This is a genomic window from Ruegeria profundi, from assembly GCF_001507545.1.
GTDB classification, from domain to species: Bacteria; Pseudomonadota; Alphaproteobacteria; order Rhodobacterales; family Rhodobacteraceae; genus Ruegeria; species Ruegeria profundi.
In genome coordinates, this window is the sequence record NZ_LQBP01000004.1 from 36,908 (window position 1) to 62,742 (window position 25,835).

Annotated in this window: 23 protein-coding genes; 14 read left to right on the top strand and 9 right to left on the bottom strand. The window is 59.2% G+C overall.

Translation table 11 applies throughout. The features are described 5' to 3' along the window. Window positions 1-340 precede the first annotated feature (340 nt). The 3 genes from htpX to AVO44_RS08495 all read left to right on the top strand — a co-directional run bounded on the left by htpX (window position 341) and on the right by AVO44_RS08495 (window position 4,182). Window positions 341-1,219: a zinc metalloprotease HtpX gene (gene htpX, locus AVO44_RS08485; protein ID WP_068335412.1), complete on the top strand. Its 879-nt coding sequence runs from the start codon at window positions 341-343 to the stop codon at window positions 1,217-1,219. A 66-nt stretch (window positions 1,220-1,285) separates the two neighbouring features. Continuing rightward, window positions 1,286-3,133 (top strand): molecular chaperone HtpG, encoded by a 1,848-nt coding sequence (htpG, locus tag AVO44_RS08490; RefSeq protein WP_068335414.1) that lies wholly within the window; start codon window positions 1,286-1,288, stop codon window positions 3,131-3,133. Window positions 3,134-3,147: 14 nt separating this feature from the next. Continuing rightward, on the top strand, window positions 3,148-4,182 hold the full coding sequence (locus AVO44_RS08495; RefSeq protein WP_082677445.1) for a S1C family serine protease: 1,035 nt from the start codon (window positions 3,148-3,150) through the stop codon (window positions 4,180-4,182). A gap of 14 nt (window positions 4,183-4,196) precedes the next feature. On the opposite strand, the gene AVO44_RS08500 is transcribed toward AVO44_RS08495, so the two are convergent. Further along, a complete protein-coding gene (locus AVO44_RS08500) occupies window positions 4,197-4,466 on the bottom strand; it encodes an usg protein (protein WP_068335419.1) in 270 nt (89 codons plus the stop codon). Between the two features lie 289 nt (window positions 4,467-4,755). On the opposite strand from AVO44_RS08500, the gene AVO44_RS08505 reads away from it, so the two are divergent. From AVO44_RS08505 to AVO44_RS08535, 7 genes are all read left to right on the top strand, one after another. Next, window positions 4,756-5,067 carry a co-chaperone GroES gene (locus AVO44_RS08505; RefSeq protein ID WP_068335421.1) on the top strand — a complete coding sequence of 104 codons (312 nt, stop codon included), beginning with the start codon at window positions 4,756-4,758 and terminating at the stop codon, window positions 5,065-5,067. 33 nt (window positions 5,068-5,100) lie between these two features. Continuing rightward, entirely contained in the window at window positions 5,101-6,732 is a 1,632-nt protein-coding gene (gene groL / locus AVO44_RS08510) for a chaperonin GroEL (protein ID WP_068335422.1), read from the top strand. 257 nt (window positions 6,733-6,989) lie between these two features. Next, complete coding sequence (locus AVO44_RS08515; RefSeq protein ID WP_068335426.1) at window positions 6,990-7,937, top strand: ABC transporter ATP-binding protein; 948 nt, start codon at window positions 6,990-6,992, stop codon at window positions 7,935-7,937. Between the two features lie 15 nt (window positions 7,938-7,952). Further along, complete coding sequence (locus AVO44_RS08520; RefSeq protein ID WP_068335429.1) at window positions 7,953-8,699, top strand: ABC transporter permease; 747 nt, start codon at window positions 7,953-7,955, stop codon at window positions 8,697-8,699. Continuing rightward, window positions 8,696-9,247, top strand: a complete 552-nt coding sequence (locus AVO44_RS21805) for a GldG family protein (RefSeq protein ID WP_082677446.1) — start codon at window positions 8,696-8,698, stop codon at window positions 9,245-9,247. The genes AVO44_RS08520 and AVO44_RS21805 overlap by 4 nt, the downstream gene beginning before the upstream one ends. Next, window positions 9,248-10,591, top strand: coding sequence for a Gldg family protein (locus AVO44_RS08530; RefSeq protein ID WP_068335434.1), 1,344 nt, complete (start codon window positions 9,248-9,250; stop codon window positions 10,589-10,591). It begins immediately after the preceding gene. Between the two features lie 24 nt (window positions 10,592-10,615). Continuing rightward, window positions 10,616-11,629, top strand: a complete 1,014-nt coding sequence (locus AVO44_RS08535; RefSeq protein ID WP_068335436.1) for a DUF4340 domain-containing protein — start codon at window positions 10,616-10,618, stop codon at window positions 11,627-11,629. Window positions 11,630-12,509: 880 nt separating this feature from the next. On the opposite strand, the gene AVO44_RS08545 is transcribed toward AVO44_RS08535, so the two are convergent. The 5 genes from AVO44_RS08545 to AVO44_RS08565 form a co-directional block, all read right to left on the bottom strand. After that, the gene (locus AVO44_RS08545; protein ID WP_068335446.1) at window positions 12,510-13,160 is read right to left on the bottom strand and encodes a trimeric intracellular cation channel family protein; all 651 of its coding nucleotides are present in this window, start codon (window positions 13,158-13,160) and stop codon (window positions 12,510-12,512) included. Window positions 13,161-13,167: 7 nt separating this feature from the next. After that, window positions 13,168-14,322: a CobW family GTP-binding protein gene (locus AVO44_RS08550; protein ID WP_068335449.1), complete on the bottom strand. Its 1,155-nt coding sequence runs from the start codon at window positions 14,320-14,322 to the stop codon at window positions 13,168-13,170. Beyond that, a complete protein-coding gene (locus AVO44_RS08555; RefSeq protein ID WP_068335452.1) occupies window positions 14,304-15,983 on the bottom strand; it encodes an amidohydrolase in 1,680 nt (559 codons plus the stop codon). Before AVO44_RS08555 ends, AVO44_RS08550 begins: the two co-directional genes overlap by 19 nt. Before the next feature lie 115 nt (window positions 15,984-16,098). Further along, window positions 16,099-16,422 carry an antibiotic biosynthesis monooxygenase family protein gene (locus AVO44_RS08560; RefSeq protein WP_068335455.1) on the bottom strand — a complete coding sequence of 108 codons (324 nt, stop codon included), beginning with the start codon at window positions 16,420-16,422 and terminating at the stop codon, window positions 16,099-16,101. A 211-nt stretch (window positions 16,423-16,633) separates the two neighbouring features. Beyond that, window positions 16,634-17,995, bottom strand: coding sequence for a metal-dependent hydrolase family protein (locus AVO44_RS08565; protein ID WP_068336324.1), 1,362 nt, complete (start codon window positions 17,993-17,995; stop codon window positions 16,634-16,636). A gap of 367 nt (window positions 17,996-18,362) precedes the next feature. Between AVO44_RS08565 and AVO44_RS08570 the strand changes: the two genes are divergently transcribed. After that, a complete protein-coding gene (locus AVO44_RS08570; protein ID WP_169794846.1) occupies window positions 18,363-19,316 on the top strand; it encodes an AraC family transcriptional regulator in 954 nt (317 codons plus the stop codon). A 444-nt stretch (window positions 19,317-19,760) separates the two neighbouring features. Here AVO44_RS08570 and terL read toward each other — a convergent pair whose 3' ends face one another. The 3 genes from terL to AVO44_RS08585 are packed head-to-tail and all read right to left on the bottom strand — an operon-like array spanning window position 19,761 to window position 23,338. Continuing rightward, on the bottom strand, window positions 19,761-21,239 hold the full coding sequence (gene terL, locus AVO44_RS08575) for a phage terminase large subunit (RefSeq protein ID WP_068335458.1): 1,479 nt from the start codon (window positions 21,237-21,239) through the stop codon (window positions 19,761-19,763). Continuing rightward, window positions 21,226-21,657, bottom strand: coding sequence for a DUF5681 domain-containing protein (locus AVO44_RS08580; protein WP_068335459.1), 432 nt, complete (start codon window positions 21,655-21,657; stop codon window positions 21,226-21,228). The genes terL and AVO44_RS08580 overlap by 14 nt, the downstream gene beginning before the upstream one ends. Further along, on the bottom strand, window positions 21,650-23,338 hold the full coding sequence (locus AVO44_RS08585; protein ID WP_233421957.1) for a site-specific DNA-methyltransferase: 1,689 nt from the start codon (window positions 23,336-23,338) through the stop codon (window positions 21,650-21,652). The genes AVO44_RS08580 and AVO44_RS08585 overlap by 8 nt, the downstream gene beginning before the upstream one ends. A 154-nt stretch (window positions 23,339-23,492) precedes the next feature. Between AVO44_RS08585 and AVO44_RS21810 the strand changes: the two genes are divergently transcribed. The 3 genes from AVO44_RS21810 to AVO44_RS08595 are packed head-to-tail and all read left to right on the top strand — an operon-like array spanning window position 23,493 to window position 25,815. Next, window positions 23,493-23,723, top strand: coding sequence for a DUF3489 domain-containing protein (locus AVO44_RS21810; RefSeq protein WP_082677449.1), 231 nt, complete (start codon window positions 23,493-23,495; stop codon window positions 23,721-23,723). Continuing rightward, window positions 23,720-24,136, top strand: coding sequence for a DUF2924 domain-containing protein (locus tag AVO44_RS08590; RefSeq protein WP_082677450.1), 417 nt, complete (start codon window positions 23,720-23,722; stop codon window positions 24,134-24,136). The genes AVO44_RS21810 and AVO44_RS08590 overlap by 4 nt, the downstream gene beginning before the upstream one ends. Beyond that, window positions 24,133-25,815, top strand: a complete 1,683-nt coding sequence (locus AVO44_RS08595; RefSeq protein WP_068335460.1) for a recombinase family protein — start codon at window positions 24,133-24,135, stop codon at window positions 25,813-25,815. The genes AVO44_RS08590 and AVO44_RS08595 overlap by 4 nt, the downstream gene beginning before the upstream one ends. Window positions 25,816-25,835 lie beyond the last annotated feature (20 nt).

Genomic DNA, 25,835 nt, shown 5'->3' on the forward strand with positions numbered 1-25,835 from the left:
GCGTTCGATTTCGTTCGCGTTGCCGATCCGCTCCCGTATTGGCGAGTGGCCGGTGGTCCGCTTTCAGAGCCGAACCTTATTGCGTATCCGTGAAACCCCATCTGGGCGTCTCAATTTCGATAAGGGGAACGCAATACGAGTTTTCAAGAGTGAAGTGCCCAATTTTTCACCGTTAGCCGGCGCCGGCCTTCACCAAGGCGCGTGTCAGGGCCTGCTCCGCCCTACAGGTGCTGCGTTGGCCTAGTGGGCCCCGGCTCGATCTGTTCCGATTTCACCAACCATTGTCGCCGCGTTGCTCCATTCCTACATGCGCCACATCACCGCCCGGAGGAATAACCAGATGCTGCGCACCTTCATGCTCATGGCTGCAATGACCGCCTTCGTGGGGGTTGTCGGGCTCATGCTGGGCGGCGAGGCCGGGCTGCTTATCGCGCTTGCGATCGCCTTCGGCATGAACTTCTTCGCCTATTGGAATTCGGACAAGGCCGTGCTGCGCATGCATGGCGCACGGCCAGTGGATCAAAGGTCGGCACCAGAGCTTTGGGAGATGACATCCAGCATGGCGCGGCGCGCCGCGATGCCCATGCCCGCGCTCTACATCATCGAGACCGAGCAGCCCAACGCCTTTGCGACCGGGCGCAACCCGGACAACGCGGCCGTCGCGGTGACGCGCGGCCTGTTGCGGAACATGCACCGTGAGGAGGTCGCGGGCGTCGTTGCCCATGAGCTTGCCCATATCAAGAACCGCGACACGCTGACCATGACGATCACGGCAACGCTGGTGGGCGCGGTGTCAATGCTTGCCAACTTTGCCATTTTCTTCGGGGGCGGACGTGACCGACCCCTTGGCATGATTGGGACAATTGCGATGATGATCCTGGCACCGATGGCGGCGGCCATGGTGCAAATGGCCATAAGTCGGGTGCGCGAATACGAGGCGGATGCCGAGGGGGCCGCGATCTGCGGAAATCCGGATTGGCTGGCATCGGCGCTGAACAGATTAGGAGTAATTTCGGGCCGGATCGACAACATTGCCGCCGAACGGAACCCTGCTACAGCGCATATGTTCATCGTCAACCCGTTGCACATGCAGGCGATCGACAGCCTGTTCGCAACCCATCCACCCATCGAGAAACGGATCGCAGAACTTCGCAAACTGAGTGGTGGGCCTCGCGGATCTCGGGCGTCACGGCAGGCACGCACAGGCCCTTGGGCTTGACCGAGGTATTGAAAGGCATGCGAGCGGGGCCTAATTGGCGCCGCAGAATAACTTGGAGGTGCAAAGATGACTGAAGTTCTTGAGAAAGAAAGCTTTTCCTTCCAGACGGAAGTCGGCCAGCTACTGGAGATTGTCGCGAGCTCGCTCTACTCGAACCGCGAAGTGTTTCTGCGGGAGCTGGTCTCGAACGCGTCAGACGCTTGCGACAAGCTCCGCTATGCTGCTTTGACCGACGCGAGCCTCGCACCTCCAGATGGGTTCGCGATCACCCTTGGCGTTGACAAAAAGACACTGTCGATCTCGGACAATGGCATCGGGATGAACCATGCCGATTTGCTCGACACCCTTGGCACCATCGCAAAATCCGGGACTGGCGCGTTTATCGAGGCGCTGAAGGCCGAGGGAAAAGACACCCCCGGCTTGATCGGCCAATTCGGCGTTGGGTTCTACTCGGCCTTCATGGTCGCGTCTCAGGTCGACGTGTTGACTCGCAAAGCCGGAGAAGACGACGCCTGGCTCTGGTCCTCGGACGGCAAAGGCGGGTTCACGATTGAACCGGCCACGCGCGACACGGCCGGCACAACCGTGACGCTGCATCTCAAGAAAGACGCCAAGGAGTTCGCGGAAGAGGCGCGGATCCGTCACATCATCAAGACCTATTCCGAGCACATCAGCTTCCCCGTGAAGCTGGGCGATGACACGTTGAACCCGGCCGAGGCCCTCTGGACCCGACCGGCGAAGGAGATTTCCGAAGAGCAGTACGGCGAGTTCTACAAGCATACGTCGCATGCCTTCGACACGCCGTGGCACGTCATGCACAACAAGGTCGAAGGCGCACTGAACCACACGAGCCTCTTGTTCGTGCCCTCGGTTCAGCCCTTTGATCTCTTTGATGCTGAGCGGAAGAGCCATGTGAAGCTCTACGTGAACCGGGTCTTCATCTCCGAGACAACCAAAGATCTGATCCCGGCCTATCTGCGGTTCCTGCGCGGGGTGGTCGACAGTCAGGATCTGTCGCTGAACGTTTCGCGCGAGATGCTTCAAACCGACCCAAAGCTTGCCAAGATCAAAACGCAGGTTACCAAGAAGGTGCTGAGCGAGCTCAAGAAAAAGGCCGCCAAAGCGCCGGAGGACTATGCGAAATTCTGGGGGAATTTCGGCGCGGTGCTGAAAGAGGGGCTCGTCGAAGATCCATCTTTGCGTGAACGGATCCTTGAGGTCTGTCGGTTCGCCTCCACCGGAGAGGACGGGCTGACAAGCCTCGCGGCCTATGTGGAGCGCATGAAAGAAGGCCAGGAGGCGATCTTCTACATTGCGGGCGACGACGCGGCTAAACTGGCGCAATCGCCGCATCTGGAAGGCTTCAAGGCCAAGGGCGTCGAAGTGCTCCTGCTGTCGGATCACGTGGACGAATTCTGGCTCCAGCACATCACGGAATTTGAGGGCAAGCCGCTCAAATCCATCACCAGAGGTGCTGCGGATCTGGATGCGATTGAGGCTGAGGAAAAGCCCGACGAAGACAAACCCGAGGAAGCAGATCTGTCCAAGCTGATTGCTGCAATCAAAGCGGAGCTAGGCGAGTTGGTCAAAGACGTGCGGCCCTCCAAACGCCTGACGGACAGCCCGGTCTGCTTGATCGCCGATGAGGGTGACATGGACGTCAACCTTGAGCGTTTGCTTAAGCGGCATGGCCAGCTGCAAACAGGCATGCCGCGTGTGCTGGAATTGAACCCAAGCCACGCGATCATCACAAAACTGGCGGAGCGCGCCGACGGCGACGCCGACGATCTGTTGAAGGACGCGGCCCATTTGCTGCTCGATCAAGCGCGCATTGTCGAAGGAGAAACACCCACCGACGCAGCTGCCTTTGCCCGCAGGCTCGGCAGCGTCATGTCCCGCGCTTTTGAGGTGTAACGGGGTGTCGGTCGATGCTGCGATTGGTGTTGAAAATAGCGCTGGTTCTGTCTTTGGCGTTTCCAGCGCTGGCGCAGGAGCTGACAGCGCCTGAAGAGCGCCTGATCTCCCTTTTTGAAACCTCGCGATCCTCAGTCGTGTCCATCACGACCGGACAACGGCGCGTTGATCCCTGGCTACGACGGGCGGAAATCGTGCCAAGCGGCTCGGGGTCCGGGTTCTTCTGGGGAGATGAGGGCCATATTGTCACGAATGCGCATGTGATCCAGCGCGCTGTCCGCGCGGACATTCATATGGCTGACGGACGGGTCTTGCCTGCACGTCTGGTGGGCGCGGCACCGCAATACGATCTTGCTGTGCTCCAGGTGGATCTGGATGGCACTGCGGCGGAGCCCTTGGAGAACGGCAACAGCGGCGATCTGCGGGTCGGGCAAAGCGTGTTGGCGATCGGCAATCCGTTCGGATTGGATTGGACGCTGACAACCGGCATCGTTTCTGCGCTCGAGCGCGAAATTCCCATTGGGAACGGCGTGATTGAGGGGCTGATCCAAACCGACGCTGCGATCAATCCCGGAAACTCTGGCGGTCCGCTACTGGACAGTTCCGGCCGGTTGATCGGTGTGAACACGGCAATCTTCAGCCCGTCAGGTGCCAGTTCCGGCATCGGGTTTGCGGTTCCGGTCGACCTCGTCGAGCGCGTGGTGCCTCAGTTAATTGCAAACGGCGTGTACCGCCCACCGGTCCTTGGCATACGCTTTGATCCGCGGATCAATCAGTTGGCGCGTGAGAATGGGATTGAGGGCGTCGTTATCTTGTCCGTCGAGCCTGGTGGCCCCGCCGAAGAGGTCGGCCTGAGGGCGGCGCAACGTGGTCGCAATGGCGGTCTTCTACCTGGCGATGTCATTCAGCAGGTAAACACACGTCGGATAGTATCCGGGGATGACCTGAGCGCAGCGCTCGATGATTATGAAGCGGGAGACGAGGTCACCTTGTTGGTCTGGCAAGACGGGGAAACCCGAGAGGTCACCCTACGCCTTGCCGCGCCGTAATAGCTGACACGACCTTAGTGGAGTTTGAACTCACCTTTCACGTTTTGCCATTCACCCGGTGAAATCTGTTTGCGGTGCACGAACTTCACGGAATGCAGAGGACCGTCGATTTCCGCCTGCCAATACTCGATGAATTCGAACAAGCGCGGATGGTCGGGCGCGATATCGTAGTCCTGCCAAGTGAACGTATTCAGCACGCTTTGAAAGTCCGGCATCCGATAGAAAAACTCAGCGGTCGTCAGCCCGTATCCCGCCAACATCAGTTCCGTTTCAGATGGTCTCATGTGATCTCCAAACCCGTTTCGATGGGACCAGTTTTCAAAAACAAAGGCCGTTCGGCAAGAGTTTTTGCGCGCTACTTTTGAGCCCAGAGCTATGTCCAGTCTTCAACTAAGCTCTCGGAGCTTCTTGCGTGTTCCCCAACATGCGGCGTCGTAACCCATTGTTTTCACGACAAACAAAATTTCACGCAGCCTATTGAAATCCAAAACAGGCGCGCCGATCTAACTCGCGTTGGCACTCCGTCGACGCGAGTGCCAACAGCAGTGACACTTGAACGGAGGAGCGTTTCACATGGCTTTTACACCCCTGCATGATCGTGTTGTTGTGCGTCGCATCGAGAGCGACGAGAAGACCGCGGGTGGGCTGATCATTCCCGACACCGCAAAAGAAAAGCCCAGCGAAGGTGAAGTGATTTCTGTTGGCCCCGGCGCGCGGGACGACGCCGGCAATCACATCGCTATGGCGGTCAAGGCAGGCGATCGTATTCTTTTCGGAAAATGGTCCGGGACCGAAATCACCCTCGATGGTGAGGACCTGCTCATCATGAAAGAGAGCGACATCCTCGGGATTATCGAGGACGCTGAATTGGCCAAAGCCGCCTAATTCCAAACTTAGACAGAGAAAGGAGCAAATGAGGTGTCTGCGAAAGACGTGAAATTTGATATCGACGCCCGCGGCAAGATGATCAAGGGCGTGAACACCCTGGCCGATGCGGTCAAGGTGACGCTTGGCCCCAAAGGCCGGAACGTGGTGATCGACAAGAGCTTTGGCGCACCCCGCATCACCAAGGACGGTGTATCTGTCGCCAAGGAAATCGAGCTGGAGGACAAGTTCGAAAACATGGGTGCGCAGATGGTCAAGGAAGTGGCCAGCCGCACCAATGATGAAGCTGGTGACGGCACCACGACCGCCACAGTCCTGGCCCAAGCCATCGTCACCGAGGGCATGAAAGCCGTATCTGCCGGCATGAACCCTATGGACCTCAAGCGCGGGATTGATCTGGCCACATCTAAGGTCGTCGAAGCGATCAAAGCAGCTTCCCGTGATGTGAAGGACAGCGACGAGGTCGCGCAGGTCGGCACCATTTCCGCCAATGGCGAGGCAGAGATTGGGCGTCAGATTGCGGATGCCATGCAGAAGGTTGGCAATGACGGCGTCATCACCGTCGAAGAAAACAAGGGCCTGGAGACGGAAACCGAAGTTGTCGAAGGTATGCAGTTCGACCGCGGCTATCTCAGCCCCTACTTCGTCACCAATCCCGACAAGATGACAAGCGAGCTCGAGGATCCGTTCATCTTGATCCACGAGAAAAAGCTCTCGTCACTCCAGCCTCTTGTGCCACTGCTTGAGTCCATCATCCAATCGGGCAAGCCACTTCTTGTGATTGCCGAAGATGTGGAAGGCGAAGCGCTGGCAACCCTCGTGGTCAACAAGTTGCGCGGAGGTCTGAAGATCGCAGCTGTGAAGGCTCCGGGCTTTGGCGATCGCCGCAAAGCCATGCTTCAGGACATCGCGATCTTGACCGGCGGCCAGGTCATCTCCGAAGACCTTGGCATGAAGCTCGAGAATGTCACCATCGACATGCTGGGCACCGCCAAAAAGGTCGCGATCACCAAGGACGAAACCACCGTCATCGACGGCGCTGGTGACAAGGCGGAAATCGACGCGCGTGTTGCCCAAATCCGCACGCAGATCGAAGAGACCACGTCCGACTACGATCGCGAGAAGCTGCAGGAGCGTGTGGCCAAACTCGCAGGTGGGGTGGCCGTGATCCGTGTTGGCGGTATGACTGAAGTCGAGGTGAAGGAGCGCAAGGACCGCGTTGACGACGCTCTCAACGCGACGCGCGCGGCCGTGCAAGAAGGCATCGTTGTCGGCGGTGGCGTGGCGCTTGTGCAAGGGGCCAAGGCCCTGGCTGATCTGACGGGTGCAAACCCCGACCAGAACGCAGGCATCGCGATCGTGCGCCGCGCGCTGGAAGCGCCGCTGCGTCAGATCGCAGAGAACGCAGGCGTCGACGGCGCTGTTGTCGCGGGCAAGATCCGCGAAAGCGACGACACCTCCTATGGCTTCAACGCACAGACCGAAGAGTACGGCGATCTGTTCTCCTTCGGTGTGATTGACCCGGCGAAGGTCGTGCGTACGGCGCTGGAGGACGCATCTTCCGTTGCGGGTCTGCTCATCACCACCGAGGCGATGGTGGCGGACAAGCCCGCCGCAGAAGGTGCCGCTGCACCGGCCATGCCTGACATGGGCGGCATGATGTAACACGCGGCTTGGGCATCGCTCAAACGCGTTTGAAAGGATCGTCGCGGCAGTTGATTGTCGAAGACAGTCAATTAAAGCGGCGACCCGGCAAAAACATACAAACCATCAGGTGACGCGGGCACTGCTCGCGCCACCCCACGTGACCGTCCGAATGAGGCGGCCCCGTGTTTCAGGGAGCACCTCTAAGTTTCGGTCAAATCTCAACCGCTGGCGTGGCCGGTTCCGGGCGCGCTAGCCCGAACTGGAGGCAAAGACCAATGACAACGCTTGTCGAAGCCCGCGGGCTGAAAAAGCGCTTCGGGGATATGACCGCGGTCGACGATGTCTCCCTGTCTGTTGCACGGGGTGAGGTTGTCGGTTTTCTCGGTCCGAACGGGGCGGGTAAATCCACCACGATGAAAATGATCACCGGGTTTTTGGAACCCGACACTGGCACGGCTGAGGTCGGCGGCCATGATGTCTGGCGCGACCCCACCTCAGCAAAAGCCAAACTGGGCTACCTGCCGGAAGGCGCGCCCGCCTATGGCGACATGCCTGTTGCCGATTTTCTGAGCTTCGTGGGCAAGATGCGCGGCCTGCGCAAAGCCGAATTGAACAACCGCCTTGCCGAGATGGCCGACCGTGTGCGCCTGACAGAGGTTTGGTCGCGCCCCATCGAAGCCCTCTCCAAAGGCTATCGTCGCCGCGTCGGCATCGCGCAGGCGCTGATCCACGATCCGGACGTGCTGATCCTTGACGAGCCGACCGACGGCCTCGACCCGAACCAAAAGCATGAAATGCGCAACCTCATCCGAGAGATCGCGCCAAACAAATCTATCATCGTCTCGACCCATATTCTTGAAGAGGTCGAGGCCGTGTGTTCCCGCGCGGTGATCATCGCCGCTGGCCGCGTCGTTGCCGACGCCACGCCGCGCGATCTGGTCGGCTCCAAAGACGACGGGCGCGCCATCCAGATCCGTATTGGCTCACCCGAGGAGGCGTCGGTCATCGAAAAGATCAAGCCGCTCGCAGATGGGGCCGAGCTTGAGGTGATGGAGCGGATGAACGGCTCGACCCGCGTTTTGCTGCGCTACAATGACAAGCCAGAAGACACGCGTGCCATCGAGACCCGTCTCAAATCGGCGGACCTGCCTGTCGAAGAGGTCGGTATCTATCGCCCGCGCCTCGAAGACGTCTTCCGCGATGTGACCACCCGAATTCATTAAGAGAGGACCGAAACCATGACTGCTTCGCTTTCCTCGGTGAGCGTCGTCTTTGGCCGTGAGTTCCGCGCCTATTTTGCGACGCCGCTTGCCGCGATTTTCCTCGTTGTGTTCCTCGCCCTTGCCGGAGCCATGACCTTCTTTGTCTCTGGCTTCTTCGCCCGGGGCAGCGCCGATATGGCGGCCTTTTTCACATGGATGCCGTGGCTCTTTCTCGTGCTGCTGCCCGCCATTGGCATGCGCCTTTGGGCGGAAGAACGCCGCTCTGGCACCATCGAACTGCTAATGACGATGCCGGTCGCGCCTTGGACCATTGTGCTGGGCAAGTTCCTGGCAGGCTGGGCCTTCACCGGCGTCGCACTGGCGCTGACCACGCCACTTTGGATCACGGTCAATTGGCTGGGCAGCCCCGACAACGGCGTCATCGCAGCTGGCTATCTGGGCACGTTCCTGATGGCTGGGGCCTTTCTGGCCATTGCCGCCTGCATCTCAACGCTGACGAAGAACCAGGTGATCGCCTTCATCTCGGCCGCAATCGTGACCTTCCTCCTGGTCACCGCCGGGCTGGAGCTTGTGCTGGGCGCGATCCGCGGCTGGGCACCATACTGGATGACGGAAGCCGTAGCGGCCCTGTCGGTGCTCGAACACTTCCAGCGTATCACCCAAGGACTAATTGAGGCGCCGACGCTGATCTTCTTCGGCTCGCTCATCGTCCTTGCTCTCATGATCAACACGTTCCTCGTGGACCTGAAGAAGGCTCAATGACAATGGACCGTTTTGCAAAATTCACACATTGGATCGGCGGCCTCTCGCGCCGCCAGATGATCGGGACCTCCATCGCGCTCTGCGCCGTGCTGTTCATCTCGGTCAATATCTTCGCCGGCCGCGCCCTCGATGGATGGCGCGCGGATGTCACAGAAACCCAAGTCTGGACGCTATCTGAGGGGACCGAGACTTTGCTCTCCGATCTCTCCGAGCCCCTGCACTTGCGGCTCTACCTGTCTGACGGGCTGACGGAGGCCGCACCGCAGCTAGCGAGCTATGCGGACCGCGTGCGGGGCATGCTGCAATCCTACGCCGATCAGGCCGATGGGCAGATCACGCTGGAAGTGATCGACCCCGAGCCGTTCTCGGACGCAGAAGACCGCGCCGTGGGCTTTGGCATCAACCGCATCTCCCTGGCGGGCGCGGCTGAGCCAATGTTCTTTGGGCTTGCTGCCACGAATTCCACCGATGGGCGCTCCACGATCCCGATCTTCTCGCCGGATCGCGAGGCGTGGTTAGAATACGATCTGACCCGGCTTGTGGCCTAGTTGGGCCAGCCCGAGAAGCCCAAGGTTGCTCTGCTCGATGGGATTGGCCTCTCCGGCAACCCGATGATGGGCGGCGCTGAGCAACAGAGCCTCACGATGCTGCGCGAGCTTTATGACGTCGAAATCCTGTCGGGCGACGTGAACAGCTTCCCCGAAGGCACCGAGGTCGTGGCAGTCGTGCACCCGCAAGGACTGACCGAGCCGACGCTCTATGCACTCGACCAGTGGGTGATGGGAAGCGGAGCACTCATGGCCTTCGTGGATCCCCATGCCGAGACACAAATGGGCCCGCAAGGCATGCCCGCGCCAGATGCGGCGTCGGACTTTGCCGCACTGTTTGAGGGTTGGGGCGTGGATTTTGATGCCACGCAAGCTGTCGCCGATCCGACCTATGCGCTCGCGACGAACCGGCGCGTTCAGGGGCGTGATGTGAACGTGGGTAACCCGGCCTGGCTGCGGCTCGATGCGAGCGCGCTCGATCAGGACAGCCCTGCGCTTGCCCGGCTCTCGGCCATGGTCATGACCACGGCGGGCAGCTTTGCGACCGGTGAAGATGGGCCGACCCTGACACCGCTGGCCACCGTGTCCGACGCCGCTGTGCTGGCGAGTGCCACAGACGCCTCCAACCGCTTCGGCGATCCGCGTGATCTGCTGACCAGCGGCGAGGCCGTAGATGCAGCCCCCGTGGTGATCGCACGCCTCAGCGGTGCTGTGTCATCTGCCTTCCCCGATGGCAAACCCGAAAGCTCTGAATGGGAGGCCGAGCACATCGCCAGCACCGAGGCTGCCAATGTGCTGTTCTCGGGCGATGCCGACATGCTGATGGACCGCAACTGGATCCAGAAGCGCAGCATCTTCGGTGCGCAGATCCCGCAAGCTTTTGCCAATAATGGTGATTTCCTCCTGAACGCGGTTGAGCAAATGGCGGGCGGGGCCGCTCTGGCGGACCTGCGTGGCCGGGCCGTGGATTGGCGTCCGCTTACCCGGATCGAGGCGATGGAACGCGCCGCCGAGGCCGAGTACCGCGCCACCGAGCAAGCCCTGCTCGACCGCATTGCTGAGACCGAAGCCGCCCTGCGCGACCTCGCTCCGCAAGAGGGTGCAGGGAACGGCCTCTTCAGCGCCGAGATGGTGGCTGAGGCGGAAAACCTGCGTGCCGACCTGCTCGCCGCCCGCGCGGAACTGCGTCAGGTGCAATACGATCTGCGCAGCGATGTGGAGGCGCTTCAGGCCAGTGTGACGACGCTGAATGTAGGCCTCGTGCCCTTCCTTGCCGCCGTTATTGCGCTGTTCTTCGCATTGCGCCGCCCCAAGCGGTCCGTCCCGACCCGTGTTGCGGCATAAACAGACACTCAAAGGAGACATCTCATGAACCAGAAGTCTTTTCTGATGCTTGGCGGTGCCACGGCCCTGTCGCTGATCGCCGCAGGCGCAGCGCTCTTCCGGGGTGGCAACGCCCCCGCCTTCTCTGAGGCGGGCGAGCCGCTTTTCCCCGGACTTGGCGATGCCAGCGCCGAGGTAGCGCGCGTGGAGTTCCGCGAGGGTGACTTCACCATGACCATCGAGTCCCGCGACGGCGTGTTCGTTGACGCGGCCTCCGGCTTCCCGATTGACCCCGAGCCTTTGCGCGATCTGGTCAGCGGAATGACCATGGCCACGATTGCTGAGGCCAAAACCAGTGATCCCGCGCGTCACGCCGACCTGCAACTGGCCGATATCGGCGCAGAGGACGGCGCCGGGAGTGAAGCCATCCTGATGGATGTGGAGGGCGACACGCTGGCCCATGTGATCGCAGGCCAACGCGACTTTACCTTGGGCGGCGTCACCGGCGGTCAATATGCGCGGCATGGCGATGAAGACGCGACGTGGCTCGTCCACGCGCGGCTTGACCCGCCAAGCTCGCGCGCAGGCTGGTTCGACACGCGCTTGATGGAAGTCGACGCTGTCGAACTCACTGGCGCGACCCTCACCACAGAAGATGGCAGTGTGATTACCATGTCGGGCGAAGACGGCACGCTGACCATCGATCCACTGCTGATGACAGGGCGTGTTCCCGCAGAGAACCAGTTGAACCGGATCGTCCGGTTCTTCGAGACGCTCGACTTTGCGGATGTGCGCGCGGGCATGGCGAGCGATAGCGAAGCTGCGGGACCAGCCCTGCAGGCCAGCCTTGAGGACGGAACGACAATCACTCTAACTCAAGTCAGCGGGTCCGATGGCGCAGATGAAACGCGCTGGTTCCGCATCGACGTAAGCGGCAACTCCGGGCTCTCTGACGAACTCGCCGCGACAACCGCCGGGTTTGAGTTTTCGATGTCGTCTTCCGACGCCGAAGTCTTCAGCTGGACTTTGGATGACCTGACGGAGGAAACCTCCAGCTAATTGGTGAGCCGCAGCCAAACGACTTGGCTGCGGCTCTTCCGTTTGCACATGAGCGGCGTTTACTGATCGATGTCGGCCCCATGCGTCCCGCGACCTTTCAGAACCAGGTTTTTAATCCCATTCGAGCGGCAAGAGCCAATCAAACTACCGGCATCCAGATCCCTCGCGCCTATGGGTAGTCACTCAGACGAGACAAGCGACGACCACACGCTGTCGCGCGACACAGCGCGATCGAAACATGAACATACATTGCACACGACGTCCCCTATCTAGTTGATGTCGAGTGGAAATCTCCACCATCCATCACCGGACAGACCAGATTCTTTTCGAATGGCGGCTTTGATCTGTTTTGCGTCCGTTCCTGCAAATCGCAGCATCAGGTAGTTTGGGCTCAGAGCGGTCGTTCGCTGCGTTCCGTCTGAATGACTGCTCTGCGGACTTTTCTACCTGATGCTGACGCAGCGAATTCATCTTCCGAGCGACCGCCTTTTTTTTCGGAGCTTGTCGCGTGACTGCGTCGGTGTCTTTCGAATGCGGACGTTTGATTCCGCCAAATTGGCGCAATTCGAAACTTGTCGCTCGCTGCACCAGGGTTGTATTTCTGAGTTTCGGACGCGCTGGACCCTGCCGTGGGCTTTCAGGATCGAAAAAGCTACACGACCGCAAGAATCGCCGCTTAGCTGCCCGGGTTTCGCGTGCTCGTTTCGACCCCAAAAGGCCCTCCCGACGCCTGGTCCGGACAAAGCGTTTGGTTTTTGCATGCAATGCACTCACTGCGAGGGATGTAGGGACCCGCAAGAGCTATAGCAAAGATCTTCGTCCACCAATTTGATATTGCCTGTTGGGCGCGAGGCGACCGTTTCAACCCAACTGTGCCGGTTCATTTCGATTTGCTGCGTCCACCGATGCGTATGAACTCTCCCGGCGGCCCCATACGTACATCCCAGAGGATCGCCCAGGCCCGCAATGCAAACGCCGCCAGGCACGCTATGATCTCACTGGGGATTTCCGGCAAACCGATCCGGAGCAGAGTTGCATAAAGCAGTGCCCCCAGAAGCGCAGCCGAGGCATAGAGCTGACCGGACATGATCATGGGCTGGGTGTTCGTGATCACGTCCCGGATGACCCCGCCCCCCGTGGCCGTCACCATGCCCATGAATACCGCGACGAGGAATGGCGCTCCGAAGTCCAGGGCGATATGGCAGCCGACGACGCCAAATACTGCAAGGCCCAGAGTATCTGCCCAGACCATGGCCTTCTTGTTGGCGAAGTCTGATGTAGCCCAAAAATACGCGGCAAGGGCGGCGACGACGACAAGGACCAACTCCTCCGGGTTCTGGGTCCACCAGACCGTACGCCCGAGCAATAGATCGCGGGTCGTGCCACCGCCAATCCCAGTGATAGCGCCAATTAGAACGCAGCCCAGGATATCCATCTTGAACCGAGCCGCAGTCAGCGCTCCGCTGACGGCAAAGACCACGTCGCCGAAATACATAATCACGAGAATGCTGGTGCTGAGCGGCTCAAGCATATGCGTCTTAAACCTCCGCAGAACGGTCGTGCAACCGATCGGGGTGTGGGTCGGTCGCAACGCAGTATCGGACGCGCTCCGTCAATGCGGCCCTATCCAATGTGCCCGCCGGGCCGATGAAAACGAGGCTCGAGTGAGGCTTTTCCGTGCCCCACGGTTCTCCGGATGTGTAGCTCCAGCGTCTGCCCACCCGCTGGTATATCGTTCGGCGTTCGGGTTCCTTTGCCAGGTTGAGAACTCCCTTGGCGCGCAGCAGCGATGCGGGCAGCGCGTCAAGAAAGGTGTGCAGACGGTCGCTGTCGAGCGGCTCATCAATGGAGATATCAACGCTGCCGAAGCCGTGTGCGTCGACCGGCTTGGCGGGCGCGTCGGCCTGAAGATCCCGCTGGCTGCCGATGCCCAGGACGGCGTCTACGGGCACATCTCCGTCCACGGTCTCGATCAGTGGCTTGTTAGGATAGTTGGCGGCCATCCAGTCCCGCGCGGCCGCTTTTGCCGGCGCGTCGAGCAGATCCATCTTGCTGAGTACAACGAGATCGGCGGCAGAATTCTGATTGCGAAACAGCCGCTTGGTCAGTGGATCCTCGGCGAGGTCCTGCATGGTTTCGGCATCGACAACCGTAACGCTGCCATCCAATCGGATCGCCGGATTGGTCAGCGCCGCCATGACGATGCCGTATGGGTCGGCGACGCCGCTGGCCTCAAGCACAACAGCATCCGGCGGATCATCGCGCTCGGCGATCTCTATCAGAGTGTTGGTCAAATCCGCCGATACCGCGCAGCAGGCACAGCCGTTGGAAAGGCTGATCATGTCATCGGTCTGGGATTCCACAAGCGCGGCATCGATGTTGATACGGCCGAAATCGTTGACCAGAACCACCAGACGGCGGCCATGAGGCGAAACGAGCAAATGCTTAAGCAACGTGGTCTTGCCCGACCCGAGGAAGCCGCCGATGACGGTCAGGGGCAGCCACCGCGAACGGGTATTCACAGGGCGATGCTTCATCTTGAGCGCTGCAAAGATGACTTCGTTGATTCCCTGACGTGCTTCCCACGCCCTGGCGTGCATGGCCGTTGTCTCCTTGGCCGCCACGCTGGATGCATCTGCCAATTTGGCTTCTTTCGGCGACGTTCGATCCCTCGTCATTTCTGTTCCTTGCATTTGAACTTCTTGCCGCCGAGAACCGTTCCCCAGATTTTGATGTCCTTGATGTGCTCGGGTTCGACTTCCAATGGGTCCTCCTCGAGGATGCAGAAATCGGCGAACTTACCCTGCTCAAGACTGCCGACCTTATCCTCCAGACCGAGCACATAGGCCGCGTCGATGGTCACCGCCCGCAGAGCCCGTTCGACACCAATGCGCTCGTCGGGTGCCACCACAGTTTTGCCATCTTCGGCGATCCGGTTCACGGCGGCGTACACTGCTGTCAGAGGTAGCATCGGTACAACCACTTGCGGGTAGTCAGAGTGCAAGCCGAAGACCACACCCTCGCTTTCGAGCGTGCGCAGCCGGGCTGTAGATTGAGCACGATCCGGTCCGTAGCCATGCGTGGTGTGGAGTAGAGCGCGAAAATGCGAGAAGTAATTGTTCACGCTTGCTACCCCTCCGAGAGCCTTCAGGCGACGACATTGCATCGGCGTGCTGACCGAGAAGTGTTCCACCGTGAAGCGGTGATCGAAACGCGGGTGCCACTCCTGCAATTGGGCCAGATTGTCGAGCGTCGCCTCCAACGCCGCGTCTCCGTTAGCATGACAGTGCAGATGCTCGCCGGCTTCCCAGTAGGGCCGCATGAAGTTAGCTTGGTCGGTGTCGCCGGGAATACCGTCCGAGCCGTCGAGATAACCCGGAAAGCCCATCTTCGCCCCCAGCAACGGATAAGACCCGTCGGAAAGGAACTTGAGGCCGCGAAAGAAGAGCTTGTCTGTTTCTACCTTGCTTCTCAGATCGCGTAGGAATTCGATCGCCTTCTCACCACTACCATGGGTCGTCGTCAAAAGTGGCCCGTGCGGCGTAAGGCGCATACGGATCGGAAATTCGGGATCGGCTGTCGCCTTCTGATGATCGGCGAGTTCTGCGTCCCAGTTGATGCTGCCGAAGAGAAGGTCAGCCACCGTGGTGACGCCAGCGTGGTTGGCAAGCCCGGCAAAATAGTTGAGACCATCGACGGTGCTGAACTTGGCAATTTCACCCATGGCTGGCCCACAAGACAGGGCAAAACCCTCTGGTTCCGTGAAGACGCCCGAGAGGCGGCCATCCGGAAACTTCAGCGCATGGGGATGGACTAGGTCTTCCGCGACGCCGGCCGCCTTCAGCGCCGCATCGTTCAGGTAGTAGAAATGTGGCGCCCAGGAGATGATCCAGATCGGCCGCTCGGAAGTGATCTTGTTCAGTTCATCGCGATTTGGTTCGACGTCGTCCTGCGTGGCGCGGTCGTACCCCCAGGCGATGATCGGCTTGTTTGGATCTTTCTCCTCTTCATGCAATTTCTTGAGCGTGGCCATCATGTCAGCACCTGTGGGATTGGGCGTGCTCATGCCACTCGGTGTTGGCCACGCAAGCGGCCCCACGTAGGTGAGCGCAAGGAAGCCTGCTGACATCCAGCAGTGCGAATGTGGCTCCATCATTCCGGGCAGAATGACCTTGTCCTTGAAGGTGTCATCGACGGTGACCTCATAGCGTTCCAGCCAAGGTTCCATGAAGTCCATGGTACCCGTTGACAGAACCTTGCCGTCCAATACGGCGACGGCTTCGGCTTCCGGCCGGCCCGGGTCCATAGTGAGGACTTTGCGGGCGGTGAAAACGGTAACTTTTTCCTTGCTCATCTGTTTTTCCTAGTTTCGATCTTCGTGAAATGTATTGGTCTGCCCCTGCCAGCCAGCGCATAAACCGAGGCTTTCTGACGGATGGTATCGGCTTGGCATGCCAGTCTTATGCGACCTAGACGGCCTGCGCGCTGTCAAACTCAAGCGTATGCATGTCCTCAGCGGTGAACCCGGCATCGTCGAAAAACACCATGGCGTCGTCGCTCTGTTTCGCGCGCACAGGGCTTGCGAGCCACTGGTTGTAGGCATCTTTGTCAGTCCATTGGCACAGCACGCAAATCTGGCCATCCCCCTGCGAAGACTTGAGCAGCTCGCCCCGAATGAGCCCGGGAATAGTTTCCTTGCATTCGTCAAGAATGCGGCGCTCTACATAGAAATCCACAAAGGCATCAGCATGTTCGGCGGGGACCTTGATCATCAGGAATGTACTGTGGGACATGCCAGTTCTCCTCGTTTGCATCGGATTGGAAAGATCAGCGCCCGCCCGCGCGGGCACGAGCCCGGCCGATGCGCCAAGCGCAAGGGCACCAAAGCTCGCGGCGGATTTGAACAACTGTCGTTTCTGCATTGAAGGTTTTCTTTCGTGGTAAACCCATGATGGTTGGCGCGCATGGCACAGAGCCGACCAGTCATGTTGAGCGAGGTATCGTTCAACTCAGCGTGTCCTTGTATACAACGCCGCCCTTCATGATGATGCTCAGGTTTTCCTCCGGCTTGGTCATGACCGAAATGTCTTCGAGCGGGTTGCCCTCCATGATCAGAAGGTCTGCATAGGCGCCGGGTTCGATGACCCCAATTGGCGTATCGCCATAAGGATTGCGCGGCCCCGCCAAGGCCCAGAGTTGTCCGTTCTGAGATGTGGCCTGCTTCAGGATTTCCGCATTCGAGAACCAGGTCGTGCGTGCCGTGAACTCCTCCACATGTTTGGCTTTCTCTACCGGTGAGCCGACCAGATCCGCACCGAGCGCAATCTTCGCCCCGTATTGCTTGGCCAATGCCATCATATTGTCGAGGCCTTCCGCCGCCTGCTGCTGGCGGGCCTTTTGCGCGTCGGAAAAACCGTCCGGCAGGGGGATCAGGAAGATACCCGTCTGAGTCGACAGCCAAGCTCCCTTATCCACGAGAAGCTCCATCGTCGCTTCCGTCATCAGGTTGCCATGCTCGATGGACATCGCGCCCTGCTCAAGGGCGGCCTTTGTCGAGAGGTCCGTATATGTGTGCACAGACAGGTACGTATTCCAGCGCCTTGCCTCACCAGCAACTGCTGCGATCTCTTCTGGGGTATACTCGGCAATGTCGAGCGGATCGTAGAGTCCGGTGACTGCCCCACCAACGAGCATCTTGATGAAGTTGGCGCCCTGCCGAAAATTGTCGCGGGCGGCGGTCAGAACCTCAGGAACACCGTCGGCATGTCGCGTGAGGCCGAAGAGCTCTAACTCCGATTCCGCCGGACCACCGAATTTGCGCGTCCCTACATTGCGGTTCCGGAAGTCTCCATGGCCGGCCGTCATCGTGAGTGAGGCATGGCTGCCCTGAATGCGCGGACCCGGAAACAGACCCTCATCAATCGCCCGCGCAACGCCATGCACACCGCCAGCCGTATCCCGCACGCTGGTGAAACCCCGCATCAGCGTCGCCTCGGCTTCGGCCAGGGTAAGGGCGGCCACGTAGTCCTGCCTTGTCCGCATTAATGTGAATGGATCCTGGTTCCACTGCAGGTGCACATGCATGTCCGACAGGCCCGGCATCAAAACACGCCCACCGCCGTCGATCCGCCTTGCACCGGCAGGCGCATCCAGATTGGGCGCGATTGCCTTGAGCTTGTCGCCCTCGACCAGCACTGACGTCGCAGCGGTCAGGTCATCCGCCTTGCCGTCAAAGACCTGGACATTGGTGATCAGGGTCTGGGTGGAGGCCTGAGCGCGCGCCCGCGCAGGCACGAGCCCGGACGAACCGCCAAAGGCAAGGGCACCAAAGCTGGCGGCCGATTTCAAGAACTGTCTTTTGTGCATACGGAATTCCTCATTTGCAATTTCTGTTTGACCTTTATCGGCCAGAGATCGCATGCAGATCGCTCAGAAGGCTTGCGGGCCGTTTGGGGGAATTTCTGAACATGGAAATATCTTTCTGGTTGTGTTGAGCGCATGCTTTTGCGGGCCGTGACTTGGCCCTTAATCCTTTCAGGATGGCACATCATGTGTCAGATCACTTGACTTTAGACGACGCCGAGCAAGAATCGTGTCGTGTCGTGCAACATTCACGGCGTCCATTTTGGCGCACTGCGGAGACTCTGGCCCAGCCATGTCGAAAAGCATTCCTCATACCCGCGGTTTTGTGCTTCTCGCGCTCGTGCCAAGTTTTGTCGCGGCAGGAGGTGACTTGGACCGTGTTTTCGCATCGTTGGATCTGCCATTGCCCGACGCGCTCAACCCGGATCAACTCCTTCCGGCGGTCGCCTACTACAATCTGCTTGAGCAAATGACGCATCACCTCGGTGACCCGTGTTTTCCGGCACGGGCCGGGGAATACATCGCGCGGAGCGGGCTGCCCGCATTACGCGATGCCAGAAACGCGTCGCATTCTCTTTCCGAGTTCCTCGTTCGCTTGCAGATCGTCTTCCGGCAGACTGTGACAAATGCGATATACGAGGTGTTTTCCGACGGAGCGCGGGCCACCCTGAGCCTTCGGCGTAAAGACGTGGCAAATTCAGCAACGGCGAAGGTGGATGCCCTCAATGCGGCAGCCTTCGTGACGATCTTCCGGGACGAGTTCGGATCGGACGGGCTTGATGGACTAACGGTCAGCCTGCCAGAGCCCTCCTCCATGCCCCCCGACATTCTCAGCGCCCGAGCGCTGATGCGCCGCAAGGCCGGCGGCATGGCACTTTCTTTTCCGAGCGACTGGCTGCTGCGTCCAATCCGTCTGCACTGGAGCGGACAGCAACAGGACATCAATGGGGGTCACGACACGGCGGGCAGGAAGTCACCGGTGACACTGGTAGAAGGTCGGATAAGGTCCAAGCTCTCAAGCGGCACTGTGCTGCTGGCGGATGTCGCCGCCGATGTTGGTATCGCGCCCCGACAGCTTCAGCGCGTTCTCAAGGCACAGGGGACAAGCTTTCGGCACGTGCTCCTCCGACAGCGGCTCGAAACATCGCGGCGGCTTTTGGAAACTACGAACTCGCCGATTGGCGCGATCGCCGTGGAATGCGGTTTCGCCTCCCCGCAAACATTTTCCCGTGCGTTTTCAAAGGCCTTTGGCGAGACACCATCAAAGTTCCGGGCAACGTCAGCCAATTCCGAGATGAAAGAAGCTGCCAAGCAGAAAGCCTGAGTCGACTGATTTGTCTCGCTTCAGGCCTCGCGAGACGGGTGTCATGCGTTGACCTTCAACTCACGTTGGTTCGTGTCAAAGATCGCTGTTTGTATGTTGCGAGAATTTCCGTCTTCGTCCTGTCGCAAGGACCACATAATTTCAAATGATCTGGCAATTGAATCGTCAAACTTATTAATGTGCGCCTCCAACAGCTCGCTGCGCCTTGTTTAAATGTCCGCTTTTCTTCCGCGACGCAGCCAGTAGCTTTAGTGAAAAGCTTGCCGCGCCCGCGAAGGCAAGCTTATCGACACTTCCGCCTTGGGCTCGAAGCAGTCATCCGACAGCTTTAGTCAAAGGACTGTTTTGCGGATGCAAGCGGTCATTGGGGCCGCTTGCGGGATAGATAGAGGTGACCAACTTTGAAGCAGGGCTCGATGCGTCTTAAAGCTCAACTCCGAGGTTCTACCGCCGTCTGATCCGCTCGCGACGGCGCTCGCGACGTTCGATGTTTATCTGATGATCATGGCCTAGCGCCCGATAGAACCCCACTCCCTTGGACCAGTTCACAAAGTGGGCAAAGCTGTCGACCTGATCGTCGTTGCGTCCGCGTGGAAAGGATTGAAGCTCTCGTTTGAATACCGGCAGCCAGGGTGCATCTGCAGGCAGATAAACCTTGCCCTCTTCAACGGGACCGCAAGCGGATTGGAACCGGGTTTCCTTGTCTTTGTCTGGTTTAATACGTTCGAAGCGTCGGCGGTCATCTCGAAACAGCTCATCCAGAAGCGGTTTGCCGGAGGCAGCATCTTCGATCAGAACACGATCGGGATCCCAACGCCCGACAAGCTGCAGTGCCTTGGCTTTCAGGTCTGGGTAGTCCACCTGCCCTCGCCAGACGTCGAGAAGAAACCACGCATTTTCGCGGAACCCCCAGGTCGTACATACCGAGAAGTCGGACTGCGGGTTCGCCGACATGCCAGTATCCCAGCTTTGAACGACAAGCTGATACCAGCGGCGATCTTCGACGGTTTCGTAGGTACCGAACCACTCCCAGCGCAAAGGCGATCCGTCTGGTGCGATCGGGTTCTGCTGATACTGGCAATTGAACACGGCCGCGCCCATTTCGCGACGCTTGGTATCCAGCGTTTGCTGATCCAAACGGGACGGGCACAGGAGATCACCCGGTTTGCGGCGCATGACCCTTTCACGCCCAAGAGGAACCACCTCATGGTCTTCGGCGATGGCAGGCAGATTCAGATGCCGATAGGTCCCGCGTTCGAGCAGATAACCCGGCGGATCCATCTCGTGCAACCGTTGCGCGACCATAACCACGCGCCCCTCGGCCGGGTTGTCAAAGCGCGACAGCAGAGTGCCCTCAATGAACTCCTGTGCCTTGACCAGTTCTGCTTCGGAACCCGCATCACCGGCTTTAAGCAGATCATCGATGATGATGTAATCAGCGCCATGACCGGTGACGGAACTGCCGATGGAGACAGCCTTACGGCTGCCTCCCTTTGTAGTGCGGATTTCTTCGGACGTGTTGCCTTTGCGGGCCAGGACTGTTTCGGGAAAGATCTCCCGATACCAGCGCGCGGACATGACCCGACGACAATCTTCGGAATGCTTGCGCGCCAGATCCAGCCCGTAGCTGGCAACAATAATCTTAGAGCTGGGGTTATGACCGAGAAGATACGCAACGTAGGCGACAGCGACGGTGACCGATTTCAGGCACCGAGGCGGAATGTTGATGATCAAACGCTTGTTCTCGCCGATGCGAACGTTGTCCAACTCATGGCACATGGCACGCACATGCCAGGCCGGGTCAAAGCTGCGGTCAGTTCCCTGGTGCAGCGTGCCAAACACACGCCAAACGAAGGGAAAGAAATTGTCCCGGCAAACCTCGCGAGCGACCTGCCGGACCATTTTGGGATCAGGAGTCGTCATCTTCCGCCTCCTCGTTTTCCAGATCACCGTCACCGTCCAGTTGGCTGGAAAAGAAATCCCGGAGGATGTCGTAGTCGACAGCGTCCGGCTCAACCGTACGGACGCTTTCTTGCGCGTCCAATTCACTTGCGTTGAACAGATCTGTGTCCAGCTTAAGCAGCGCCATCAACAATTTCGTGTCGCCCTTCAACGCGCCTGCCGTGAACCGCTTGGCAATTGCCTCAGCCTTGGAAATCCGGATTTCGTGGCTGCCTTCGCGAACCGTAATCTTGGTTTCCAATTCGCGTTTCAAGCTGGCATTCACCCCTTTGGCACCTTTCGGCCGCCCTTTCGGATTGCCAGAGCGGCCTTTCTTGAACCGGGTCGCTTTGGGCGGCTTGCCGTAACCCACCTCGTAGTCTTTCGTATCGTCAGACATGATCCGCCTCCAGCTCTGAAGTGGCATCGGTTGACGCAGAACGCGCATCGAACGTCTGGCCGGTCACCGCGTGCACGGCGCTCTTTCCCGTCATGTCCTGCCAACGGCGGATGGCGACATCGACATAGGCCGGATCAAGCTCGATGAGCCGCGCACGGCGTCCGGTCTTCTCGGCCGCCAGCAACGTCGCACCAGATCCACCAAAGGCGTCCAACACGACATCGCCGCGGTGGCTCACATCCATAATGGCTTCTGCCACCAGGCCCGTTGGCTTTACCGTCGGGTGATCCGCAAGATCCGCCTCACGCCCTGCCCCAAAGCTGTTCACACCGGCATAGTCCCAGACGTTGGTCCGGTTGCGCCCGTGTTTGCCCAGCTCGACATTGTTGATATGCGCAGCACCTGGCTTCTTGAAGACACAGACCAGTTCATGCTTGGAGCGATAGAGGCTGCCCATGCCACCATTGGTCTTGTTCCAGACGCAGAGATTGATGAGGTCCAATCCAGCTGCTTTGCCCGCCGTAATCAGTTCTTCGATATGACGCCAATCCATGCAGATCATCGCGATGCCTCCGTCCGGCAGGCAGTCAAACAAACGATTAATCACGCTTGTGAGAAAGCCACGGAATTCGCTGTCCGACATTTCTCCTGACGCCATGGCAAACTCGCGGTGTTCGGCGCTATTGCCGGACCGCACATGCCCATTGACCGGCACGTTGTAAGGCGGATCGGTGAAGACTATCTGCGGGGTCTCGCCTTCCAGCAAGGTGTCGTAGCTCTGGGCTTGAAGGGCGTCCCCGCAGAAAATGCGATGATCTCCGAGAACCCAGAGGTCGCCCGGCTCCGTGACGACAGGTGTCGTGGGGTCCGGCATCTCAACAGTTTCTGCTTCGGTCTCCGCCGCCTCGCCCGCGCCGTCAATGATAATGTCGATCTCCGGTGTCTCGAACCCGGTGATGTCGAGGCTGAAGTCCAGTTCGCCATCGAGGCTGAGATCCATCAGCTCGGCAAATTCGATCTGCAGCGCGGCTTCGTTCCAGTCCGACAGTTCTGCCAGCTTGTTATCCGCGATGCGCAAGGCGCGCACTTCTGCGTCTGACAAGTGATCCGCGACAACAGTCGGCACGGACATCAACCCCAGGGCCTTAGCGGCTTCATAGCGGCCATGACCCGCAATGATTGTTCCCGAACCATCCAAAAGGATCGGGGTGACAAAGCCAAACTGCGCCACCGACGCCTTCAGTTTGTCAATATTTTTGGCCGCGTGCATGCGGTTGTTGTTGGCGTAGGGCTTGATCTGGCTGATCAGGGATTGGATGACTTTATCCGCCATCCAGATCGGCGGGTTGGACGCTAGAGCGTCACTTTGTGTTTTGTTGGCAGGCATAAGCGCCTCCTTTTGCGTGACGCCGCGCGGACGTCGAGATGGAGGGATCGCGTTGGAAAATCGGAGAGAGCACAAATCGCAACTCCCCGGACCAATCGATCCGAGACGTTGCTCCTTTGAATGCTCTCTGCGGAAACCTGTGTTTCCAATGAGTGCTGCCTGCGGGAGCAGTTTCCCGCCCTGATAGTCCGGGCGATTAGGTCGAATGTAGGTGCCATCAATACGAGACGCAACCCCCCAAACTAAAAGTAACCAATTAAGATTGTTGACGAATAATCGGGGGTACAGCAGCAACGCCCGGCATAACACAGCCCTCTTCGGATAGCCCAAGAAAGAGCTGGACTGTTGCTGTGAACCACGCATCACTGAACCCACGCCCGAGCCATTCGGGCGCTCCTCGGTACCGGGGTTCGGCATCTCGCCAACCCGAGATCAGAGGAGACAGTTCATGTCTAAACGGAAGCAAACCAAAATTGACAAAGTGCAACACTTGTTGCGCCGCCCGAGTGGCGCCAGCCTTGAGGTGCTCTGCAAAGCAACGGGGTGGCAGCCTCATTCGGTCCGAGCGGCTCTAAGCGGCCTGCGGAAAAAAGGCGTCACAATTGAACGGCGGACATCCGACAAACCAAATGGACCATCCACATATCATCTGGCGGCGAGAACTGGAGAAGCGTCATGACCAAGACGAACGATGTCGCCGATCTGGCCACCATGGGTCGATCGGATCTGGTCGCGCTTTGGCAGCAACTGTTTGATCAACCCGCCCCCGCCATGCTCAGCCAACCCTTTCTGCGCCGTTTCATTGCCTTTGAGATCCAGTCCCGCCGTCATGGCGGGCTACCCCGGCAGGTCAAAGCCACGCTGGAAAAGGGCTCTGGGAAGAAACCCCGGCCTACATGCCCTGCCCTAAAACCCGGTGGGCGCCTGCTGCGTGAGTGGAATGGCGTGACACATGTAGTCGACGCTACAGAGGAAGGTTTCACTTGGAACGGTCGTTCCTATCGCTCGCTCTCGGCCATCGCCCGAGAGATTACCGGCGCGCATTGGTCAGGGCCGCGTTTCTTTGGGCTCACCGGCAAGCCGGCTAAATGAGCCCGCGCCGTAAAATCCGATGCGCCATCTACACGCGCAAGTCCTCAGAAGATGGTCTGGATCAGGACTTCAATTCGCTGGATGCGCAATATGAGGCCTGCGCGGCCTATGTCGCCAGCCAGCGACATGAAGGCTGGACCCTGTTGTCCGGGCGCTACGATGACGGTGGCCTGTCGGGCGGCACCCTAGAGCGCCCCGCCCTTCAGCGCCTTCTTGAAGAGATCGATGCCGGGCGTATTGACATGGTGGTGGTCTACAAGATTGACCGGCTGACCCGGTCGCTTGCCGACTTCTCTAAGCTGGTCGAACGGCTGGAACAGGCAAACTGTTCTTTTGTGTCTGTCACTCAGTCCTTCAATACCTCATCCTCCATGGGGCGACTGACTCTCAATGTACTGTTGTCCTTTGCTCAGTTTGAACGGGAAGTCACCGCTGAACGTATTCGTGACAAGATTGCAGCGTCGAAGAAGAAGGGGCTTTGGATGGGTGGCAACCTGCCTCTGGGCTATGATCGCCACCCCGATCCGAAGGCAAGAACGCTGGTCGTGAATGAAGATGAGGCGAAAACGGTCCGACATCTCTTCGGTCTGTATGAAGAGCTGGGTTGCCTGCGCAAAGTAGAAGAACGGGCAACCGCAGAAAGACTGCGGTCAAAACGGGTTGTTCGGACGGATGGCAGCGTGAAGGGAGATTGTCCGCTGTCACGCGGCCAGATCTATTACCTGCTGCGCAACCCGGTTTATATCGGCAAAATCCGCCATAAAGACAAAATCTGGGATGGCCAGCATGTCGCCATCATCAACGAAGGTATTTGGCATCGCGTGCAGGAGAAAATGCGGCAGGCCTCGAACCGCTCCCGGGCATGCGTCGGCTTCGATGCCCGCCAACACTCCAATGACCTGGGCGCGTGGCTTACCGGTTTGCTCAGCGACGACACCGGTGATCGGTTGACGCCAACCCACACCACGAGCAAAGGCCGACGGTTGCGCTACTATGTCTCCAATAGGCTGATCTCGGGTGGCAAGGATATCTCAGGCTGGCGACTACCCGGCCCGGGGCTGGAAGACGCGGTTATCGGCGTCATCGTTGGTCATTTGCAAGACGCCGCTACCGCGCACCGGGTGCTGGCGCAGCCAGAGGCCGGATCAGCAGAGGTCGTCCAGACCTCAATTGCGGATCTGGTGACCCGGCTTCAAGGTCAAAGTGGTCAGGTGGGCGCTGCTCTTCTGGCCAGCGGCACAATTGCACGCGGACAGATCGACCTCGAATTGAACCGAAATGCCCTGGCAAGCGCACTTGGGATCGCTGCTGACCATCTGCACCCGGATCTCACACACATCACCGCATCCTTCAATCTACGCCGCCGCGGCGTCGAGGCCAAGGTCATCGCCGGAGACATGGCCCCCCAACCCGATCCCCACCTCCGGTCCATGCTGATCCGCGCCCATGGCTGGGCCCGTGATCTGAAGGCCGGAGTTCGACTGATGGAGATTGCCCGCCGCGAAAGCGTCCCTGACGCCTTCATCCGCACCCGTGCTCAGCTTGCGTTTCTCTCACCAAAGATTCAAACGGCGATTCTCGACGGGAACCAGCCGCCCGAACTCACACTCAAGCGTCTGGTCAGCGTGACCCACCCACTTGATTGGTCCGAACAGGAACGCCTGTTCGGCTTTCAATAGCTCCAGATCCTGCGTCCCTG

Bases quoted from the DNA above. Each gene is read 5' to 3' on its own strand.
- htpX (WP_068335412.1), top strand. From the start codon at position 341: ATGCTGCGCACCTTCATGCTCATGGCTGCAATGACCGCCTTCGTGGGG.
- htpG (WP_068335414.1), top strand. From the start codon at position 1,286: ATGACTGAAGTTCTTGAGAAAGAAAGCTTTTCCTTCCAGACGGAAGTC.
- AVO44_RS08495 (WP_082677445.1), top strand. From the start codon at position 3,148: ATGCTGCGATTGGTGTTGAAAATAGCGCTGGTTCTGTCTTTGGCGTTT.
- AVO44_RS08500 (WP_068335419.1), bottom strand. From the start codon at position 4,466: ATGAGACCATCTGAAACGGAACTGATGTTGGCGGGATACGGGCTGACG.
- AVO44_RS08505 (WP_068335421.1), top strand. From the start codon at position 4,756: ATGGCTTTTACACCCCTGCATGATCGTGTTGTTGTGCGTCGCATCGAG.
- AVO44_RS08515 (WP_068335426.1), top strand. From the start codon at position 6,990: ATGACAACGCTTGTCGAAGCCCGCGGGCTGAAAAAGCGCTTCGGGGAT.
- AVO44_RS08520 (WP_068335429.1), top strand. From the start codon at position 7,953: ATGACTGCTTCGCTTTCCTCGGTGAGCGTCGTCTTTGGCCGTGAGTTC.
- AVO44_RS21805 (WP_082677446.1), top strand. From the start codon at position 8,696: ATGACAATGGACCGTTTTGCAAAATTCACACATTGGATCGGCGGCCTC.
- AVO44_RS08535 (WP_068335436.1), top strand. From the start codon at position 10,616: ATGAACCAGAAGTCTTTTCTGATGCTTGGCGGTGCCACGGCCCTGTCG.
- AVO44_RS08545 (WP_068335446.1), bottom strand. From the start codon at position 13,160: ATGCTTGAGCCGCTCAGCACCAGCATTCTCGTGATTATGTATTTCGGC.
- AVO44_RS08550 (WP_068335449.1), bottom strand. From the start codon at position 14,322: ATGCAAGGAACAGAAATGACGAGGGATCGAACGTCGCCGAAAGAAGCC.
- AVO44_RS08555 (WP_068335452.1), bottom strand. From the start codon at position 15,983: ATGAGCAAGGAAAAAGTTACCGTTTTCACCGCCCGCAAAGTCCTCACT.
- AVO44_RS08560 (WP_068335455.1), bottom strand. From the start codon at position 16,422: ATGTCCCACAGTACATTCCTGATGATCAAGGTCCCCGCCGAACATGCT.
- AVO44_RS08565 (WP_068336324.1), bottom strand. From the start codon at position 17,995: ATGCACAAAAGACAGTTCTTGAAATCGGCCGCCAGCTTTGGTGCCCTT.
- terL (WP_068335458.1), bottom strand. From the start codon at position 21,239: ATGACGACTCCTGATCCCAAAATGGTCCGGCAGGTCGCTCGCGAGGTT.
- AVO44_RS08580 (WP_068335459.1), bottom strand. From the start codon at position 21,657: ATGTCTGACGATACGAAAGACTACGAGGTGGGTTACGGCAAGCCGCCC.
- AVO44_RS21810 (WP_082677449.1), top strand. From the start codon at position 23,493: ATGTCTAAACGGAAGCAAACCAAAATTGACAAAGTGCAACACTTGTTG.
- AVO44_RS08590 (WP_082677450.1), top strand. From the start codon at position 23,720: ATGACCAAGACGAACGATGTCGCCGATCTGGCCACCATGGGTCGATCG.
- AVO44_RS08595 (WP_068335460.1), top strand. From the start codon at position 24,133: ATGAGCCCGCGCCGTAAAATCCGATGCGCCATCTACACGCGCAAGTCC.